The 17,678-nt window shown below is 71.3% G+C and carries 19 protein-coding genes and 1 pseudogene; 10 read left to right on the top strand and 10 right to left on the bottom strand.

All coding sequences use genetic code 11. From position 1 onward, the window contains the following. A pseudogene (locus AMY39116_RS44255) lies at positions 1-276 on the bottom strand (alpha/beta hydrolase); the annotation flags it as partial. A gap of 124 nt (positions 277-400) precedes the next feature. Here AMY39116_RS44255 and AMY39116_RS0338175 point away from each other — a divergent pair. After that, entirely contained in the window at positions 401-841 is a 441-nt protein-coding gene (locus tag AMY39116_RS0338175; protein ID WP_020422857.1) for an Lrp/AsnC family transcriptional regulator, read from the top strand. Here AMY39116_RS0338175 and AMY39116_RS0338170 read toward each other — a convergent pair. From AMY39116_RS0338170 to AMY39116_RS0338140, 7 genes are all read right to left on the bottom strand, one after another. Continuing rightward, positions 831-2,021 (bottom strand): RtcB family protein, encoded by a 1,191-nt coding sequence (locus AMY39116_RS0338170; RefSeq protein ID WP_020422856.1) that lies wholly within the window; start codon positions 2,019-2,021, stop codon positions 831-833. The genes AMY39116_RS0338175 and AMY39116_RS0338170 overlap by 11 nt on opposite strands. Positions 2,022-2,103: 82 nt before the next feature. Beyond that, positions 2,104-2,511: a hypothetical protein gene (locus AMY39116_RS0338165; protein ID WP_020422855.1), complete on the bottom strand. Its 408-nt coding sequence runs from the start codon at positions 2,509-2,511 to the stop codon at positions 2,104-2,106. A gap of 337 nt (positions 2,512-2,848) precedes the next feature. Continuing rightward, positions 2,849-4,048, bottom strand: coding sequence for an MFS transporter (locus tag AMY39116_RS0338160; protein WP_020422854.1), 1,200 nt, complete (start codon positions 4,046-4,048; stop codon positions 2,849-2,851). A gap of 76 nt (positions 4,049-4,124) precedes the next feature. Further along, the gene (locus AMY39116_RS0338155) at positions 4,125-4,739 is read right to left on the bottom strand and encodes a TetR/AcrR family transcriptional regulator (protein ID WP_020422853.1); all 615 of its coding nucleotides are present in this window, start codon (positions 4,737-4,739) and stop codon (positions 4,125-4,127) included. Positions 4,740-4,761: 22 nt separating this feature from the next. Next, the gene (gene paaK, locus AMY39116_RS0338150) at positions 4,762-6,108 is read right to left on the bottom strand and encodes a phenylacetate--CoA ligase PaaK (protein WP_020422852.1); all 1,347 of its coding nucleotides are present in this window, start codon (positions 6,106-6,108) and stop codon (positions 4,762-4,764) included. 13 nt (positions 6,109-6,121) lie between these two features. Continuing rightward, on the bottom strand, positions 6,122-6,505 hold the full coding sequence (gene paaI / locus AMY39116_RS0338145) for a hydroxyphenylacetyl-CoA thioesterase PaaI (protein WP_020422851.1): 384 nt from the start codon (positions 6,503-6,505) through the stop codon (positions 6,122-6,124). An 89-nt stretch (positions 6,506-6,594) separates the two neighbouring features. Continuing rightward, complete coding sequence (locus AMY39116_RS0338140) at positions 6,595-7,386, bottom strand: enoyl-CoA hydratase/isomerase family protein (RefSeq protein WP_027936594.1); 792 nt, start codon at positions 7,384-7,386, stop codon at positions 6,595-6,597. An 82-nt stretch (positions 7,387-7,468) separates the two neighbouring features. On the opposite strand from AMY39116_RS0338140, the gene paaZ reads away from it, so the two are divergent. From paaZ to paaE, 6 genes are read left to right on the top strand one after another with little or no spacing between them, the layout of a single operon-like run. Beyond that, positions 7,469-9,493: a phenylacetic acid degradation bifunctional protein PaaZ gene (gene paaZ / locus AMY39116_RS0338135; RefSeq protein ID WP_020422849.1), complete on the top strand. Its 2,025-nt coding sequence runs from the start codon at positions 7,469-7,471 to the stop codon at positions 9,491-9,493. After that, on the top strand, positions 9,490-10,434 hold the full coding sequence (gene paaA, locus AMY39116_RS0338130) for a 1,2-phenylacetyl-CoA epoxidase subunit PaaA (protein WP_020422848.1): 945 nt from the start codon (positions 9,490-9,492) through the stop codon (positions 10,432-10,434). The genes paaZ and paaA overlap by 4 nt, the downstream gene beginning before the upstream one ends. Beyond that, the gene (paaB, locus tag AMY39116_RS0338125; RefSeq protein WP_017984160.1) at positions 10,431-10,718 is read left to right on the top strand and encodes a 1,2-phenylacetyl-CoA epoxidase subunit PaaB; all 288 of its coding nucleotides are present in this window, start codon (positions 10,431-10,433) and stop codon (positions 10,716-10,718) included. The genes paaA and paaB overlap by 4 nt, the downstream gene beginning before the upstream one ends. A gap of 7 nt (positions 10,719-10,725) precedes the next feature. Next, positions 10,726-11,610, top strand: a complete 885-nt coding sequence (gene paaC, locus AMY39116_RS0338120) for a 1,2-phenylacetyl-CoA epoxidase subunit PaaC (RefSeq protein ID WP_027936593.1) — start codon at positions 10,726-10,728, stop codon at positions 11,608-11,610. After that, complete coding sequence (gene paaD, locus AMY39116_RS0338115; protein WP_020422846.1) at positions 11,604-12,095, top strand: 1,2-phenylacetyl-CoA epoxidase subunit PaaD; 492 nt, start codon at positions 11,604-11,606, stop codon at positions 12,093-12,095. The genes paaC and paaD overlap by 7 nt, the downstream gene beginning before the upstream one ends. Position 12,096: 1 nt before the next feature. Continuing rightward, entirely contained in the window at positions 12,097-13,179 is a 1,083-nt protein-coding gene (gene paaE, locus AMY39116_RS0338110) for a 1,2-phenylacetyl-CoA epoxidase subunit PaaE (protein ID WP_020422845.1), read from the top strand. Here paaE and AMY39116_RS0338105 read toward each other — a convergent pair. Next, entirely contained in the window at positions 13,157-13,375 is a 219-nt protein-coding gene (locus AMY39116_RS0338105) for a hypothetical protein (RefSeq protein WP_027936592.1), read from the bottom strand. The genes paaE and AMY39116_RS0338105 overlap by 23 nt on opposite strands. Positions 13,376-13,771: 396 nt before the next feature. Between AMY39116_RS0338105 and AMY39116_RS0338100 the strand changes: the two genes are divergently transcribed. Together AMY39116_RS0338100 and AMY39116_RS0338095 are read left to right on the top strand one after the other, a co-directional pair. Further along, positions 13,772-15,061 carry an MFS transporter gene (locus tag AMY39116_RS0338100; protein WP_020422843.1) on the top strand — a complete coding sequence of 430 codons (1,290 nt, stop codon included), beginning with the start codon at positions 13,772-13,774 and terminating at the stop codon, positions 15,059-15,061. 2 nt (positions 15,062-15,063) lie between these two features. After that, a complete protein-coding gene (locus AMY39116_RS0338095; protein WP_020422842.1) occupies positions 15,064-15,429 on the top strand; it encodes an RNA-binding S4 domain-containing protein in 366 nt (121 codons plus the stop codon). Between the two features lie 195 nt (positions 15,430-15,624). Here AMY39116_RS0338095 and AMY39116_RS0338090 read toward each other — a convergent pair whose 3' ends face one another. Then, positions 15,625-16,773 carry an amidohydrolase family protein gene (locus AMY39116_RS0338090; RefSeq protein ID WP_020422841.1) on the bottom strand — a complete coding sequence of 383 codons (1,149 nt, stop codon included), beginning with the start codon at positions 16,771-16,773 and terminating at the stop codon, positions 15,625-15,627. 95 nt (positions 16,774-16,868) lie between these two features. Between AMY39116_RS0338090 and AMY39116_RS0338085 the strand changes: the two genes are divergently transcribed. Beyond that, positions 16,869-17,672: an acyl-CoA thioesterase II gene (locus AMY39116_RS0338085; protein ID WP_020422840.1), complete on the top strand. Its 804-nt coding sequence runs from the start codon at positions 16,869-16,871 to the stop codon at positions 17,670-17,672. Positions 17,673-17,678 lie beyond the last annotated feature (6 nt).

Genomic DNA, 17,678 nt, shown 5'->3' with positions numbered 1-17,678 from the left:
CCAGGAACGCGGCCACCCCGCGCGGCTGGGCGACGGCCAGCCACTCGGCCGCCGCCCAGCAGCCGAGGCTGTGCGCCACCAGCACCACGCGCTCGCCGCGCCGGGCCGCGGTCGCGTGGGCGGCGCCGACCGCCGCCACCCAGTCCGCAGGTCCGGCTCCGTCCAGGAGGCCGGGGCGATCCGGACGGCCGTAGCGCCCCAACGCTCCTCCCACGCGGTCTGCCAGTGCTTCTCGTCCGAGCCGTCGATCCCCGGGATGATGACGTACGCGACCACCGTCCACCGCCGCTTCCACTCGTGGCCCCCGCACGACCGGGCGCCGCCAGGGGATGATGATCGATGGTTCGACGGCCCGGGGTGGGCCGGACAAGTGATCTCAAGGGAAGTGGCGGCGACAACGATGGAATCACTCGACGAGATCGACCGCGCGATCCTGGAGCTGTTGCAGACCGAGGGGCGGCTCAGCGGCGCCGAGGTGGGCCGCCGGGTGGGGCTGTCCCAGCCGGCGGCCGGCGCGCGCATCCAGCGCCTGGAGAAGAGCGGCGTCATCCTCGGGTACCGCGCGGTCGTCGCGCCCGTCGCGGTGGGGCTGAACATCCACGCCGTCGTCCGGCTGCGCACCACGCACGCGCAGCTGCCGAAGGCGCTGGCCCTCGCCGAGCGGATCGCCGAGGTCGTCTCGACGGTCCGGGTGACCGGTGAGGACTGCCTGCTGTTCGACGTGCACTGCACGCACGCCGAGCGGCTCGAACAGGTCGTGGACTCGCTGGCCCGCTTCGGGCCGGTCACGACGTCGCTCGTGCTGCGCAGCTACCCGGCGAAGCCGCTGCCTACCCCTTGACGCACACCACCTGCTTGAGGTGCGCGACCACTTCGACGAGGTCGGTCTGCGCCTTGATCACCGAGTCGATGTCCTTGTACGCGGCCGGGATTTCGTCGACGACGCCCTCGTCCTTGCGGCACTCCACGCCGTCGGTCTGGGCGGCGAGGTCGGCGGCGGTGAACGTCTTGCGTGCCTTGGTGCGCGACATGCGCCGCCCGGCGCCGTGGGACGCCGAGTGGAACGAGGTCTCGTTGCCGAGGCCGCGGACGATGTAGGAGCCGGTGCCCATGCTGCCCGGGATGATCCCGAGGTCGCCGGAGCCCGCGCGGATCGCGCCCTTGCGGGTGACCAGCACGTCCACGCCGTCGTAGGTCTCCTCGGCGACGTAGTTGTGGTGGCACGAGATCGGCTCGTCGAACCGAACGCCCGGCACCGTGTCGGCGACGGCCTGCTGCACGAGCGCGACCATCGTGGCCCGGTTGCGGGCCGCGTAGTCCTGCGCCCAGAACAGGTCGCGCCGGTAGGCCGCCATCTCCGGCGTGCCCGCCACGAACACCGCCAGGTCGCGGTCCGGCAGGTCCGCGTTGTGCGGCAGCTTGCGGGCCACGTCGATGTGCCGCTTGGCGAGCTCGTTGCCGATGCCGCGGGAGCCGGAGTGCAGCATCAGCCACACGCGGCCGGCGTCCGGGCCGCCCTGTTCGAGGCACACCTCGATGAAGTGGTTGCCGCCGCCGAGGCTGCCGATCTGCGCCCGCGCCCGGTCGCGCAGGTTCTGGACGCCGTCGTGCAGCTGCCCGAACGCGGCCCAGAACTCGTTCCACCCGCCGGTGCCGGGCACGCGGGCGGGGTTGACGGGGGTGCGGTGCATGGCGAAGCCGACCGGAACGGCGTCCTCGATGCGGCGGCGCAGCTTGCCGAGGTCGTCGGGCAGGTCGTCGGCCGTCAGCGAGGTGCGGACCGCGCTCATGCCGCAGCCGATGTCCACACCCACCGCGGCGGGGGAGACCGCGTCACGCATCGCGATCACGCTGCCGACCGTCGCGCCCTTGCCGTAGTGCACGTCCGGCATGACGGCCAGACCGTGCACCCACGGCAGGTTGGCGACGTTGTGCAGCTGACGCATCGCAGCGTCCTCGACGGTCGCCGGGTCGGCCCACATGCGGATCGGCACGCGGGCGCCCTCGACGGCGGTGAACATCCGAAGATCCTTTCGCTCTGGTGGATCCACAGGGTTACCCGCGGACGGGCCCAGAGCAACCGGATTTCAGAGCAACCGGATTTCAGTAGTCGTCGCGCCCGGTGAGCTGTTCTTCGAGCAGCTCGGCGGAGCTGGTGACCAAGGCGAGCGGGTCGACGAACTCGTTGATGTCGAGGTTGGCCAGCGGGAGGGAGTGCCGGAGCACCAGGTACTCGCCCATGACGACCACCCCGCCGACGACGGTGGTGTGCCCGACCTCGGCCAGCACCCCGACCACGTCGACCTCGTCCACGCGGGCGAACGGGGTCGCGATCTGGATCCACTCGTCCCGCCGGTCGAGAACCTCCCGCGCGATCACGACGATCTGGGTGCGCTCCTCCTCCTCGGGATCGGACTGGAAGCGGATCCGGATGCGCAGTTCGTCCGGTTCGTCCCGAATCACCTTGTACTGCTGCCGGATGAACGTCGCGAGATCGCGCCAGCTCGTCACCCCAGAAGTCCCTTCTAGTGCCCGATCGGTCACGGGAAGTGAAGCACAGATGATCCAGAACCGGGACAGGACCGGAAAAACTCCTGCCCCACAACCGCCAGCCGGCAACGAAAGCAAGCGACTACCCCAACCAGACCTCCCCCGGCCCCGATCCACAGCCGATCTTTAGTCGCCGACCAGGGTTGTCAAGGCACGCTTTCCCGCCTTGACAACCCTGCTCGGCGACTGAAACACACTCAGGGAGAGGGGGCGGGGGTGGTCGGAAGGTGACCTTCCGGCGCCGCAAGGCGCACCGCCCGAAAGGCGCACCGCCCAAAGGGCGGACTCCCCGCCAGTGTCAGGCGACGGGATGAAGACCCAGCTTCGCTTGTGTCGCTTGGCGCGCCGTCGACACCGCCCAAACCCCCAACCCGACCAACGGCAGCACCGCGCCGAACAAGCTCGGCCCAGCCCAGCCGAACGCGTCGTACAGACTCCCCGCCACTGCCGACGCCACCGCGCCTCCGACGAAGATCGTCGTCATGAACACCGTGTTGATGCGGGCCCGCGCCTCCGCCCGCAGGCCGTAGATCTCCCGCTGCGAAAGCACCTGGTGGCCCTGCACCGCGAGGTCGAGCACCACCCCGGCCAGCGCCAGCACCACGACCGATCCCGCGCCCAGCCACGCCACGACCATCGCCACCGCGGCCAGGGCCAGCGCGATTCCACTGCCGATTCCGCCGTGCCCACGGTCGCCCAAGCGCCCTGCCAACGGGGCCGCCACCGCGCCGGCCGCGCCCACCAGCGCGAACACCCCCACCTCGGTCTGCGTGAGCCCGTGCCGCCCGACCAGTTCGAACGCCACCGACGTCCAGAACGCGGAAAACGCCCCGAACATCAACGCCTGGCACACCGCCCGGCGCCGCAACGCGGGTTCCTCCCGGGCCAGCGTGAGGATCGACCGCATCAACCGGGCATAGCCCTCGTCGTGCGAGGGGCGGCGGTGGGGGAGCATCCGGCGCGCCGCGACCGCCACCACCAGCATCAGCACCGCCGACACGAAGTAGATCGTGCGCCACCCGAACGCCCCGGCGACCAGGCTGGACAACGTCCGCGCCAGCAGGATCCCCAGCAGCAGACCGGTCATCACCGTGCCGACGAACCGGCCGCGCTGCTCCTCCGGCGCGAGGTGCGCGGCGAACGGGATGAGGATCTGCGCCACCACCGACGTCACGCCGATCAGCACCGACGCGGCCAGGAACACCCCGAACACCGGCGCCACGGCCGCGACCACCAGCGCGAGCGCGGTGAACACCAGCGTGCGCGACGCCAGCGCCCGGTTCTCCACCAGGTCCCCCAGCGGCAGCAGCAACGCGAGCCCGGCCGCGTAACCCAGCTGCGTCAACGTCACGACCAGCGCGGCACTGCCCTGGCTCACGCCGAACGCCGTCGCGATCTCGGCCAGAAGCGGCTGCGCGTAGTACAGGTTCGCGACCGTGGCGCCGCACGAGAACGCGAGCACCACCATGATCAGCCGCAGGTTGCGGATTTCCGGCATGACTGTGCGGACACCACGCGCGGCCAGTGCATTCCCGGTGTGAGACCGTTCACCCGGGAAACCCGGCAAACGAGTCCTAAGCGGACCGCACCCGCAGCCCGTCGAAGGCCACCGCCGCCACCGTCTCCGCCAGCTCGTCGCCGCTCTGCCCGCCGCGCGGCCGGTACCACTCGATCAGCGAGTTGACCATGCCGAACAACAGGCGCGCCGCGGTCGGCGGGTCGATGTCCGGTCGCAGGTCGCCCTCGTCGACGGCCTTGGTGACCAGTTCGGACACGATGTGGTCGAACTCACGACGACGGGCCAGCGCGTCCCGCTCCACCTTCGTGTTGCCGCGCACCCGCAGCAGCAGCGTCACGAACGGCAACCGGTCCACCAGCACCCGGACACTGCCGCGCACCAGGTACTCCAGCCGGTCCACCGCGCGCCCGTCGACCGAATCCAGCTCGGCCACGATCTCGAACAGCCCGTCCAGCGCCCGGTTCACCGCCAGCCGCAACAGCTCCTGCTTGCTCGGCACGTGGTGGTAGATGGCGGACTTGGTGATGCCCAGCTTGCGCGACAGATCCTCCATGCTGGTGCCGTCGTAGCCGCGCTCGTTGAACAGCTTGACCGCGACCGCGAGCAGGGACTCCAGGTCGTAGCCCGGCCTGCCACGCCGGGCGGGCCGGGCCGGAGGTGCGGTCGTCATGACCCCAGTATCCCAACCGGTCTCAGGCCGGCGGGCGCTGGTCGATCACACGGCGCAGCTTGCCCATCGACCGTTCCAGCGTGTCCGGGTCGAGCACCTCCACGCCGACGCTGATCCCGACGCCGTCCTTGACCCGCGCGGCGATCTCCGACGCTGCGGACACCCGGCGCTCGGCCGCGGTGTCGTGCCGGGCCTCGACCAGCACCGTGAGGTGGTCCATCCGGTCCTTTTTGGTCAGCTTCAGCTGGAAGTGCGGCGCCAGGCCCTCGGTCGCCAGCACGATCTCCTCGATCTGCGTCGGGAACACGTTGACGCCACGCAGGATGATCATGTCGTCGCTGCGGCCGGTGACCTTGTCCATGCGCCGGAACGCCGGCCGCGCGGTGCCGGGGCGCAGCGCGGTCAGGTCCCGCGTGCGGTACCGGATGACCGGCATGGCCTGCTTGGTGAGCGAGGTGAAGAGCAGCTCACCCGTCTCGCCCTCGGGCAGCACGTTCCCCTCGACCGGGTCGACCACCTCGGGGTAGAAGTGGTCCTCCCAGATGTGCAGGCCGTCCTTGGTTTCCACGCACTCCTGCGCCACACCCGGCCCCATCACCTCGGACAGGCCGTAGATGTCCACGGCGTGCAGGTCCATCCGCTGCTCGATCTCGCGGCGCATCTGCTCGGTCCACGGTTCGGCGCCGAAGATGCCCACCCGCAGCGAGGACTTCGCCGGGTCCAGGCCCTGGCGCTCGAACTCGTCCAGCAGCGTCAGCATGTACGACGGGGTCACCATGATGACCTCGGGCTGGAAGTCGGTGATGATCTGCACCTGCCGCGCGGTCATGCCGCCGGACGCGGGGATCGCGGTGCAGCCCAGCTTCTCCACGCCGTAGTGCGCGCCGAGCCCGCCGGTGAACAGGCCGTAGCCGTAGGCCACGTGCACCTTGTGCCCCGGCCGCCCGCCCGCCGCGTAGATCGAGCGGGCCATCACCGTCGCCCAGGTGTCGATGTCGGCCTCGGTGTAGCCGACCACGGTCGGCTTGCCGGTGGTGCCGCTGGAGGCGTGGATGCGGCGCACCTGCTCCTGGGGCACGGCGAACATGCCGAACGGGTAGTTGTCCCGCAGGTCGTGCTTGGTGGTGCAGGGGAACTTCGCCAGGTCCGACAACTCGCGGCAGTCGTCCGGGTGCACCCCGGCCTCGTCGAACTTGCGGCGGTAGAACGGCACGTTCTCGTAGGCGTGCCGCAGTGTCCACTGCAGACGTTCCAGCTGGGTGGCGCGCAGCTCGTCGACGCTCATCCGCTCGGCGGCGGTCAGGTCGTCCGGCGCCGGCGCGGTGCCGAGGCGCTTCGCGTGAGGCACGTCGCTGTGCATGGTCGTCATGGGGGCCGGCTCCTCAGTTCTTCCCGATCGTGCGGCTGCGGCCGCGGAATTCGGCGATCACTTCGCGCCCGGCGCCGGTCTCCCGGTGCACCGTGACGTCGTAGATGCCGTTGCGCCCGTAACGCGTGCGTTCCTCGGCCGTGGCGACCAGGCGGTCGCCGAGGCGGGCGCTGGCGACGAACGAGATCTCGGCGCCCGCCGCGACCGTCACCGGGCCGTGGCTGTTGCACGCGCAGGCGAACGTCGTGTCGGCCAGCAGGAAGATGTAGCCGCCGTGGGCGATCGCGTGCCCGTTCACCATCTGTTCGGTGACCGTCATGCGGGCAACCGCCCGGCCGGCGTCGGCTTCGACGAGTTCGATGCCGAGCGACTTCGACGCGACGTCGTCGGCGAACATCGCCTGCGCGGCTTGGGACACGGCGGCACTGCCTTCCGTCGTTACTGACCGAATGGACGGTTAATAATGTGCGTCCGGCCTCGGCACTGTCAAGACCCCTGGAACACCGGCTTCGACTTGCTCAGGAAAGCCTCGACGGCACCGCGGTGGTCGTCGGTCAGCCCCAGTCGCGCCTGCGCTTCGCCTTCCAGGCGCAGGACTTCCGGCAACGGCGCGCCCCAGGATGCGGCGAGCGCGCGCTTGGCCTCCGCGTAGGCGCGGGTGGGGCCCGCGGCCAGCCGGGCGGCCAGGTCGGCGGCGGTGGCGGCCACCTCGTCGGCGGGCACGACGCGCCCCGCGATGCCCCACTCCGCGGCCTGCGCGGCGGTGAAGGTCTCGCCGAGCAGGACGAGTTCGCTCGCCCTGGCCGCGCCGACGGCCCGCGCGAGGCTGGCGGACAGGCCGGAGTCGCTGGTCAGGCCGATGCCGGTGAACGCGGTGCCGAACTTCGCGGTGTCCGCGGTGACCCGCAGGTCGCAGGCGAGCGCGAACCCGAGCCCCGCGCCGACGCACGTGCCATTGACGGCCGCGACCACCGGTTTTGGCATGGTCGCCAGCGTGGTGACGATGGGGTTGTAGTGGTCGTCGATGGTGGCGAACGCGGTGGCCGGGTCGGCGCGCAGCGCGTCGGCGTGCTCGGCCAGGTCCTGACCCACGCAGAACGCCCGGCCGGCGCCGGTGAGCACGACGGCGCGGACCGTCTCGTCGGAGGCGACGAGCTCGAGCGCGTCCCGCAGCTCGGTCTTCAGTTCGCCGGTGAGGGCGGGCCGGAGCATCGTCACCGTGGCCACTGCGCCTTCGCGGGAAACGGAAACAACGTCACTGGTGCTTTCGTCAGCCATGCCGAGACGCTACCATGACTTCCTGAACGTTCGGTTGGTTAATCCGGGGAAGCGAGGAACGATGGCCCAGCAGTCGACGAGGATGCTGCGCAGCTACGTCAGCGGCGGCTGGCGGACCGGGGAGGGCGAGGGGGCGCCCCTGCACGACGCGGTCACCGGCGCCGAGGTCGCACGGATCTCCTCCGCCGGCATCGACATGGCCGCCGCGCTCGACCACGGCCGCCGCGTCGGCGGACCTGCCCTGCGCGAGCTGACCTTCCACCAGCGGGCCGCGCTGCTCAAGGCCGTGGCCTCCCACCTGCGCGAGCACCGCGACGAGCTGTACGAGCTGTCCGCGAAGACGGGCGCCACGCTCGGCGACTCCAAGTTCGACGTCGACGGCGGCATCGGCGTGTTGTTCGCCTACTCCGGCAAGGGCAAGCGCGAGCTGCCCAACGACACCGTCTACGTCGACGGCAACGTGGAGCCGCTGAGCAAGGGCGGCACGTTCCTCGGCCAGCACATCGCCACCCCGCTGCGGGGTGTCGCGGTGCAGATCAACGCCTTCAACTTCCCGGTGTGGGGCCCGTTGGAGAAGTTCGCCCCGGCGTTCCTCGCGGGCGTGCCGAGCCTGGTGAAGCCGGCCAGCCAGACCGCGTACCTGACCGAGCGGGTCGTCGAGCTGATCATCGAATCCGGCCTGATCCCCGAGGGCACGCTGCAGCTGATCTCCGGCAGCGCCGGCGACCTGCTGGACCACCTCACCGAGCAGGACCTGGTGTCGTTCACCGGGTCGGCGTCGACCGCGCAGAAGCTGCGCACCCACCCGGTGATCGTGCGCCAGGCCGTTCGCTTCAACGCCGAGGCCGACTCGCTGAACTGCTCGATCCTCGGCCCGGACGCCAAGCCCGGCACGGCTGAGTTCGACCTCTACGTCAAGCAGCTGGTCACCGAGATGACCGTCAAGGCGGGCCAGAAGTGCACAGCGATCCGCCGCGCCTTCGTGCCTGCCGAGCTGCTCGACGACGTGGCCGAGGCCGCCGCCGAGCGCCTGGCGAAGGTCAAGATCGGCAACCCGGCCGCCGAAGGTGTCCGCATGGGCGCGCTGGCCAGCCTGGAGCAGCGCGAGGAGGTCCGCCGCTCGCTCAAGGCGCTGCAGGACGCCTCCAGCGTCGTGTTCGGCGACCCGGAGCGGGTCGAGGTGGTCGACGCCGACGCCGAGCACGGCGCGTTCATCTCGCCGGTGCTGCTCAAGGGCGACGCCGACCGCGCCGAGCCGCACGAGGTCGAGGCCTTCGGCCCGGTCTCCACGCTGATGCCCTACACCTCGGTCGAGCAGGTCATCGGCTACGCCGCCCGCGGCCAGGGCAGCCTCGCCGGGTCGGTCGTGACCGGTGACGCGCAGTTCGCCCGCGAGGTCGTGCTTGGCGTGGCGCCGTGGCACGGCCGCCTGCTGGTGCTCGACGCCGACGACGCGAAGGAGTCGACCGGCCACGGTTCGCCGATGCCGGGCCTGGTGCACGGCGGCCCGGGCCGCGCCGGCGGCGGCGAAGAGATGGGCGGCATCCGCGGCGTGCTGCACCACATGCAGCGCACCGCCGTGCAGGGCAGCCCGAAGGTGCTGTCCGCGGTCACCGGCCGCTGGGTGGAGGGCGCGCCGCGCAACACCGAGGACGTGCACCCGTTCCGCAAGTCGTTGGCAGAGCTGAAGATCGGCGACAGCGTGGTGGCTGGGCCACGCACCGTGACCCAGGAGGACGTGGACCACTTCGCCGAGTTCACCGGCGACACGTTCTACGCCCACACCGACCCCGAAGCGGCGGCCGCGAACCCGCTGTTCGGCGGCATCGTGGCGCACGGCTACCTGGTCGTGTCGTTCGCCGCCGGCCTGTTCGTCTCGCCCGAGCCGGGGCCGGTGCTGGCCAACTACGGCCTGGAGAACCTGCGGTTCCTGACCCCGGTCAAGCCCGGCGACGAGCTGACCGTGACGCTGACCGCCAAGCAGATCACCCCGCGCGAGAACGCCGACTACGGCGAGGTGCGCTGGGACGCCGACGTGACCAACTCCGCGGGCGAGTCCGTCGCCAAGTACGACGTGCTCACCCTGGTGGCCAAGGAGAACCGATGACTGCCATCCTCGACGAGAAGGACCTCGAACGGCACTTCGAGCACACCATCGAAAAGGACCAGCGGATCGAGCCGCGGGACTGGGTGCCGGAGGGCTACCGCAAGACGATGATCCGGCAGATCGCGCAGCACGCGCACTCCGAGATCATCGGCATGCAGCCGGAGGGCAACTGGATCACCCGCGCGCCGTCGTTGCGGCGCAAGGCGATCCTGCTGGCGAAGGTGCAGGACGAGGCCGGGCATGGGCTGTACCTGTACTCGGCGGCGGAGACGCTGGGCGCCGACCGCGCGGACCTGACCGAGAAGCTGATCAGCGGCAGGCAGAAGTACTCGTCGATCTTCAACTACCCGACGCTGACGTTCGCCGACGTGGGCGCGATCGGCTGGCTCGTCGACGGCGCCGCGATCTGCAACCAGGTGCCGCTGTGCCGGTCCTCCTACGGGCCGTACGCCAGGGCGATGATCCGGATCTGCAAGGAGGAGTCGTTCCACCAGCGGCAGGGCTACGAGCTGCTGATGACGATGATGAAGGGCACGCAGGCGCAGCGCGACATGGTGCAGGACGCGGTGAACCGGTTCTGGTGGCCGTCGCTGATGATGTTCGGCCCGCCGGACGCCGAATCGGCCAACACCGCGCAGTCGATGGCGTGGAAGATCAAGCGGCACACCAACGACGAGCTGCGCCAGCGGTTCGTCGACATGACCGTGCCGCAGGCCGAGGCGCTCGGCGTGACCCTGCCGGACCCGGACCTCAAGTGGAACCCCGAGCGCGGGCACTACGACTTCGGCCAGGTCGACTGGGACGAGATGAAGCAGGTCGTCGCGGGCAACGGCCCATGCAACACCGAGCGGCTGGCGCGGCGGCGGCAGGCGCACGAAGACGGCGCGTGGGTCCGCGAGGCCGCGGCCGCGCACGCGCGCAAGATGGCGGAGGCGAAGTGAGCAAGAGCGAGTGGCCGCTGTACGAGGTGTTCGTGCGCGGCAAGCGAGGCCTCAACCACGTGCACGTCGGGTCGCTGCGCGCGGCCGACGACCAGATGGCCCTGCACAACGCGCGTGACCTGTACACGCGGCGCAACGAGGGCGTCAGCATCTGGGTGGTCAAGGCCGCCGACATCACCGCGTCCTCGCCGGACGAGAAGGACCCGTTCTTCGCGCCGTCGGGCGACAAGGTGTACCGGCACCCGACGTTCTACGACATCCCCGACAACGTTCCCCACATGTGAGCTGATGATGTCCTTTGACAACGCCTACGAGGCTTTGATCGACGCTCACGACGACTCGCGGTGGGCGTTCGGCACCGGGTTCGAGGACCCGCTCGCCGGGGTCGACACCTCGGTGCCGTCCGGTGTGGACGGTGCGGACCTGGCGCGGTACTGCCTGATGCTGGGCGACGACGCGCTGGTGTTCTCGCACCGGCTGCAGCAGTGGTGCACCCGCGCGCCCGAGCTGGAGGACGAGGTCGCGATCGCCAACATCGGCCTCGACCTGCTGGGCCAGGCGCGGTTGCTCCTGGCGCGCGCGGGCAAGGCCGATGGTTCAGACCGCGGCGAGGACGACTACGCGTTCTTCCGCGACGAGCACGAGTTCCGCAACGTCCGGCTCGCCGAGCTGGAGCGCGGCGACTTCGGGCAGCTCATCGCGGTGCTGCTGGTGTTCTCGACCTGGCGGCTGGCGTTGTTCCAGCGGCTGCGGTCGTCGGTGGACCCGGTGCTCGCCGCGATCGCCGACAAGGGCGTCAAGGAGCTGACCTACCACCGCGACTACGCCGCCCAGTGGGCCGTGCGGCTCGGCGACGGCACCGCGTTCTCGCACGAGCGGATGCAGGCCGGGCTGGACGGGATCTGGCCGTTCGTGGACGAGCTGTTCGTGCCCCACGAGACCGAGTCGCGGCTGGCCGCGGCGGGTGTCGCGGTCGACCCGGCTTCGGTGCGCGCGGAATTTGACGACGTGCTGGCGCAGGTGTTCGCCGCCGGTTCCCTGGCCCGCCCGGAGATCGCGGGCAAGGCCGGGGTCAACGGGCAGACCGGCCGGGGTGGCCGGCACACCGAGGCGATGGGCTACCTGCTGGCCGAGCTGCAGAGCGTCGCCCGCGCCCATCCGGAGGCGACATGGTGAGCGCCCGCGCCGTCGCGGAGACCGTCCGCGACCCCGAGCTGCCGATGCTGACGCTGGCCGACCTCGGCGTGCTGCGCGAGGTGTCCGAACAGGACGGTGCGGTCACGGTGTCGATCACGCCCACCTACACCGGGTGCCCGGCCATGGACACCATGCGCGACGACCTGGTGCACGCGCTGCAGGGCGCCGGGTACTCGCGCGTCGAGGTCCGCACGGTGCTGCAGCCGGCCTGGAGCACCGACTGGATCAGCGAGCGGGGCCGCCGGGCGCTGGCCGAGGCGGGTATCGCGCCGCCGGGCAGCGCGCCGCGGCGGCCGTCCGGGCCGATCCCGCTGACGCTGAGCCCGCCGGTGCGCCGGGTGTCCTGCCCGCGGTGCGGGTCGGCGGACACCGAGCTGGTGTCGGAGTTCGGGGCCACCGCCTGCAAGTCGTTGCTGCGCTGCCGGTCCTGCGACGAACCCTTCGAGCACGTCAAGGAGATCTGAGGTGACCGCGAGCACCAAATCGAGGCTGCGGGGCGACTTCCACACGCTGACCGTGGCCGAGGTGACGCCCCTGTGCGACGACGCCGTCGCGGTCACCTTCGACGTGCCGGAGGAGCTGGCGGACGCCTACGCGTTCCGGGCTGGGCAGTCGCTGACGCTGCGGCGGACGATCGACGGGCGCGAGGAGCGCCGGTCGTACTCGATCTGCTCGCCCGAGGGCAGCAAGCCGCGCATCGGGGTGCGCGAGGTGCCGGACGGGCTGTTCTCGACGTGGCTGGTGCACCAGGTGCGGCCGGGCGACGAGATCGAGGTCGGCACGCCGACCGGGAACTTCACGCCCGACCTGTCGGTGCCGGAGCACCACGTGCTGATCGCGGCCGGCTCGGGCATCACGCCGGTGCTGTCGATCGCGGCGACGGTGCTGCGCGACCCGGCCGCGACGGTCACCGTGCTGTACGGCAACCGCCGCACGGACACCGTGATGTTCGCCGACGAGCTGGCCGACCTGAAGGACCGCTACCCGGACCGGCTGGAGCTGGTGCACGTGCTGTCCCGGGAGCCGCGCGAGGCGGAGCTGTTCACCGGGCGGCTCGACGGTGAGAAGCTGTCGGCGTTGCTGGCGTTGTTCCCGGACGTGTCGGCGGTCGGGCACTGGTGGCTGTGCGGGCCGTTCGGGATGGTCACGGTGGCGCAAGAACGGTTGCGTGCCGCCGGAGTGCCGTCGTCGCGGATCCACCAGGAACTGTTCTATGTGGACGACGTGCCGCCGGAGCCGGTGCGGCACGAGGAGAAGCCGCTCGACGGGGTCGTCACCCAGGCGACGATCATCCTCGACGGCCGCGCCACGACGGTCGCCGTGCCACGGGACGTGCCGGTGCTGGACAGTGCTCAGCGCGTGCGGCCGGACCTGCCGTTCGCGTGCAAGGGCGGCGTGTGCGGCACGTGCCGGGCGAAGGTGACCGCCGGTGCCGCGGACATGCGCCGCAACTTCGCGCTCGAGGAGGGCGAGGTCGCCGACGGGTTCGTGCTGACCTGCCAGTCGCTGCCGGTGTCCGACGCGCTCACGGTCGACTTCGACGTGTGATGGGCACCGCCTTCGCCGCGGCGGCCAGTGATCCCGCCGCGGCGAAGGCGAGCACGATCGCCAGAACGCCGGACAACCACACGGACATGGCGAGCGCCAGGTAGACCTGCACCGCCGCGGTCACCGCGAACACCGCCGTCAGGACAAGCCAGACCGGACGGTCGGTGACCGGAGTCTTGGACTGGCCCAAACCCACTGCGAAACCCCTCCCGCGATCTTCCAGATACCCCTGGTATCGCCAAGCGGCCCGCCCGGGTTACCGCTGGGCACGATCCGTGACGTTGTCAACATTTGCCAGTTGGCTCCGCACCGGTGACCCAACGCACCACGCGCCCCGCCCACCCACCACGCGCCCGCCCACCCACCATCCGCACTGGCAAACACGCTGCGTGCACCGGCCAACACGCCGCCCGCACCGGCCAACACGCCACCCGCGGCGCGTTTGCCCTTCCCGGCGCCGTCCCGCCTGTTCCGGGTGCCGTGTTGGCCTCTCCGGGCATCGAGTCGCCAGCCCGCGCACCACCGCGACGGGGCGTGACGCCGTTCACCCGGCCGGGCGGCGCGGTTCATCCGGCTCGTGGACAATCATGCCGTGACCGTCACCGCCAAGGCCTCGCCGGGCGCGCGCAAAGCCGTGCTGAGCTGGGCGTTCTGGGACTGGGGAGCGTCCGCGTTCAGCGCCGTCATCCTCACGTTCGTCTTCTCCGTCTACCTCACCGACGGTGTCGCCGCCGACACGGAAAGCGGGTCGCAAGCGCTTGGCGTCGCGCTGACGATCGCCGGTGTGGCGGTCGCCCTGCTGGCCCCGGTCACCGGGCAGCGCAGCGACGTCGGCGGCAGGCGCAAGCTCTGGCTCGGCATCCACAGCGCCATCGCGATCGCCTGCACCGCCGGGCTGTTCTTCGTCCAGGACGAGCCGTCCTACCTGCTGGCCGGCCTCATCCTGCTCGCGGTCGGCAGCGTGTTCTTCGAGTTCGCCGAGGTCAACTACAACGCGATGCTCGTGCAGGTGTCCACGCCGAAGACGATGGGCCGAGTGTCCGGCTTCGGCTGGGGCATGGGCTACTTCGGCAGCGTCATCGCGCTCGCGATCGTGTTGTTCGCGTTCGTGCAGCCGGACGTCGGGCTCTTCGGCGTCACCTCCGAGGACGGCCTGAACATCCGCGCGGTGGCGTTGTTCGTGGCGGTGTGGTTCCTGGTGTTCGCCCTGCCGGTGCTGCTGTTCGTGCCGGAGAACCCGCCGTCCCGCGAACAGGCCAGGGGCAACTTCTTCTCCGGCTACAAGGTGCTCGCCAAGCGGCTGGCGCACCTGTGGCGGACGGACCGGCGGACGCTGTGGTTCCTCGCCGCGAGCGCGATCTACCGCGACGGCCTGACCGCGATCTTCACCTTCGGCGGCGTGGTCGCGGCGGGAACGTTCGGGTTCAGCCAGACCGAGGTCGTGATGTTCGCGATCGTGGCGAACGTGACCGCCGGGATCGGCGCGGTCAGCGGTGGCCGGCTGGACGACCGGCTCGGGCCCAAGACCGTGATCGTGACGTCGCTGATCGCGCTGGTGATCATCGGCGTCGCGCTGACCGCGCTGCCCGGCAAGGCGACGTTCTGGGTGTGCGGGCTGGCGCTGTCGGTGTTCCTCGGCCCGGCGCAGGCGGCGAGCCGGACGTTCCTGGCGCGCATCGTCGAGCCGGAGCGGGAGGGCGAGGCGTTCGGCCTGTACGCGACCACCGGGCGGGCGGTGAGCTTCCTGGGGCCGCTGGCGTTCAGCGGGTTCATCGCGATCTTCGACAGCCAGCGCGCCGGCATGGCGGGGATCGTGCTGATCCTCGCGGCCGGGCTGGTGGCGATCCTGCCGGTCAAGGCGCCGGCGAGGCAAGATGGATGACCATGGAGTCCACGCGCGTGGACCGCTGGCTGTGGGCGGTCCGTCTGACGAAGACCCGATCCGACGCGGCCGCGGCCTGTCGCGGCGGGCACGTGCGGGTCAACGACCGCCCGGCGAAGCCCGCGACGGGCGTGCACCCCGGCGACACCGTGCGGGCGCGCGTCCATGACCGGACGCGGATCGTCGAGGTCGTGCGCGTCATCGAAAAGCGGGTGGGCGCCCCCGACGCCGCCACGTGCTACATCGACCGCACCCCGGCGCCCCCGCCGGAGGCCCTGACGCCGGTCGCCCGCCGCGAGCGCGGAGCGGGCCGCCCCACGAAGCGGGACCGCCGCCTGCTCGACCGGCTGCGCGGCCAGGGCTGGTGAGCTACCGGGGCGCGGGTTGGTGAGCCGCGGCGGCCTGCCCGTGTCGCGACGCGGGCCGGGGCTGGTGAGCGGCGGGAGCTTGCCGCATCGCGGCGTGGCTGAGGCCGCTGAGCCGGGCGGGCTCGTCGTGGCGCATCGTCGCCACGCGGCGTGCCGCGCTGCAGTGTGGCGGCCCCGCGCCGGCTCACTACGCGCTCAAACCCGGTAAACGCGCCGCGCGTTGTCGCGCGCGATCATGGTCACCACGCGCCGCGCGTCGGGCTCCGACCAGTCGCCCTCGGCGACCCACCGGCCGAACGTCGTGGTCACCGCGCGGCGCCACAGCAGCGCGCCGAGGTAGTGCAGCTCCGGTGGCCCCCACGCGTCCGACGAGTACAGCTGCTTCGCGAACGGCGCCAGCTCGAACGACTCCGCCACCACCGCCACGCTGCGCACCCCCGTGTGGTTGATGCCCAGCCCCACGTCGAAGTGCACGTTCGGGAACGCCTGCGCCAGGTACCCGGCCTCGCGGTGGTACGGGTAGCAGTGCAGCAGCAGAACCGGCACGTCCGGCGTCGCGCGCAGGAAGTCCAGCAGGTGCAACGGGTTGACGCGGTGCAGGTCGAGGTCCCGGTCGCCGATCCCGGTGTGCAGCTGCAGCGGCAGGCCTCGCGAGATCGCCGCGTGCAGGCCGAACCGGATCAGCACCTCGTCGTCCAGCCGCGGCTCGTCGCCCGTCGTGTCCAGCCACCGGTCCGCCGCCAGCGTCACCTCGGCCGGCGACGGCGGGGTCAGGTCGATGTCGAAGCCCGTGCGGTAGGCCAGGATCGACTTGGCCCCCACCGCGTGCTCGGCCCGCGTGGCCAGCCGGGCGGTGAAGGCGTCGGCGTAGTCGCGCCCGGACACGTTCTCCAGCGCGATCTCCTCGGCCAGCGCCTCCAGCCGCACCACCTCGTGCGCCCGCGCGCCGGAGGCCGACTCCATGCCCTCCAGCCCGAGCAGCGAACTCGTGGCGTACCCGGTGTCGACGATCCAGTCGCTCACCCCCGCGCCGCCGAGGAACCGCCGCGTCACCTCCGCCACACCCAGCTCGGTGCGGCGCTTCCAGTACTCGTCGGCGGGGGCGTGCTCGGGCAGGTCGAGCACCGGCGCGCACCACCGCCGCACCGCGAACCCGAGCTGCGAGTCGAACTGCGTCATCCACGGCGGGATCGGGTCGGGCGAACCCTCGTTGAGGTGCCCCTCGAACTCGGCCCGCTCCAGCTCGACCGTGAACGCGCCGTGCACGTGGTGGTCGACGAGCGGCGCGGCGGCGACGTGCTCGGCCAGCGTTGGCCCGGATCGGACTTCGTCGAGTCGCCGCATGCGGTTCAGTGTCCCCCGGGCAGGGGCGTCCCGCCCGTTGTGATGCCCGTCTACCAGCGCCTGCCCGCGCGTACTTCCTGTATTACCGTGCGGTAATGCACGCCGTCAGTGAGAAAGCGGTGGACGAGCCCACCCTGGCCGACCTGCTCGACCTCGAGGAGATCGACCGCGACCTCTACCGCGCCAACCTCGTGTTCGACGACCCCCTGCCGCTCTACGGGGGCCAGGTCGCCGCGCAGGCGCTCGCCGCGGCCGGGCGCACCGTGGCGGAGGACCGGCTGCCGCACTCGCTGCACGGCTACTTCCTCCGCCCGGGTGACGCGACGCGCCCGACGATCTTCCACGTCGACCGGGATCGCGACGGCGGCTCCTACTCCGCCCGCCGGGTGGTCGCCGTGCAGAACGGCGAGGTCATCTTCAACATGTCGGCGTCCTTCCACCGTCGCGAGGAGGGTGTCGACCGCGAGGCGCACCCGGAGCGTCCCGAGGGCGATCCGGAGCAGCTGCCCGGCGGCGGCATGCCGCGGCTGTTCTCGATGCAGGGCGCGCTGCCGCCGCAGCCCTACCCGGACGGCCAGTGGCCGACGCGCTTCTGGGCGCGCTGCAAGCTCGAACTGCCCGACAACCCGCTCATCCACGCCTGCGTTCTGACCTACCTGTCGGACATCTCGTCCGGCGTCGCGGCCTTCGGCAACGAGGAGGCGTCCGCGTCGTCGAGCCTGGACCACGCCGTGTGGTTCCACCGGCCGGGCCGTCTCGACGACTGGGTGCACATGGACCTGGTGCCGCAGAGCGTCGCGGGCGGCCGCGGCTGGTACACCGGCACCGTGCGCACGCGGGACGGTGTGCTGCTGGCGAGCCTCGCGCAGGAGTGCCTGTTCCGGAACCGCAGGCGGTAGCGTTCG

The organism is Amycolatopsis sp. ATCC 39116 (assembly GCF_000231075.2).
Classification (GTDB): Bacteria; Actinomycetota; Actinomycetes; order Mycobacteriales; family Pseudonocardiaceae; genus Amycolatopsis_E; species Amycolatopsis_E tucumanensis.
The sequence above is the reverse complement of the archived record's forward strand: the minus strand, read 5'-3'. Positions and strand labels throughout refer to the sequence as shown.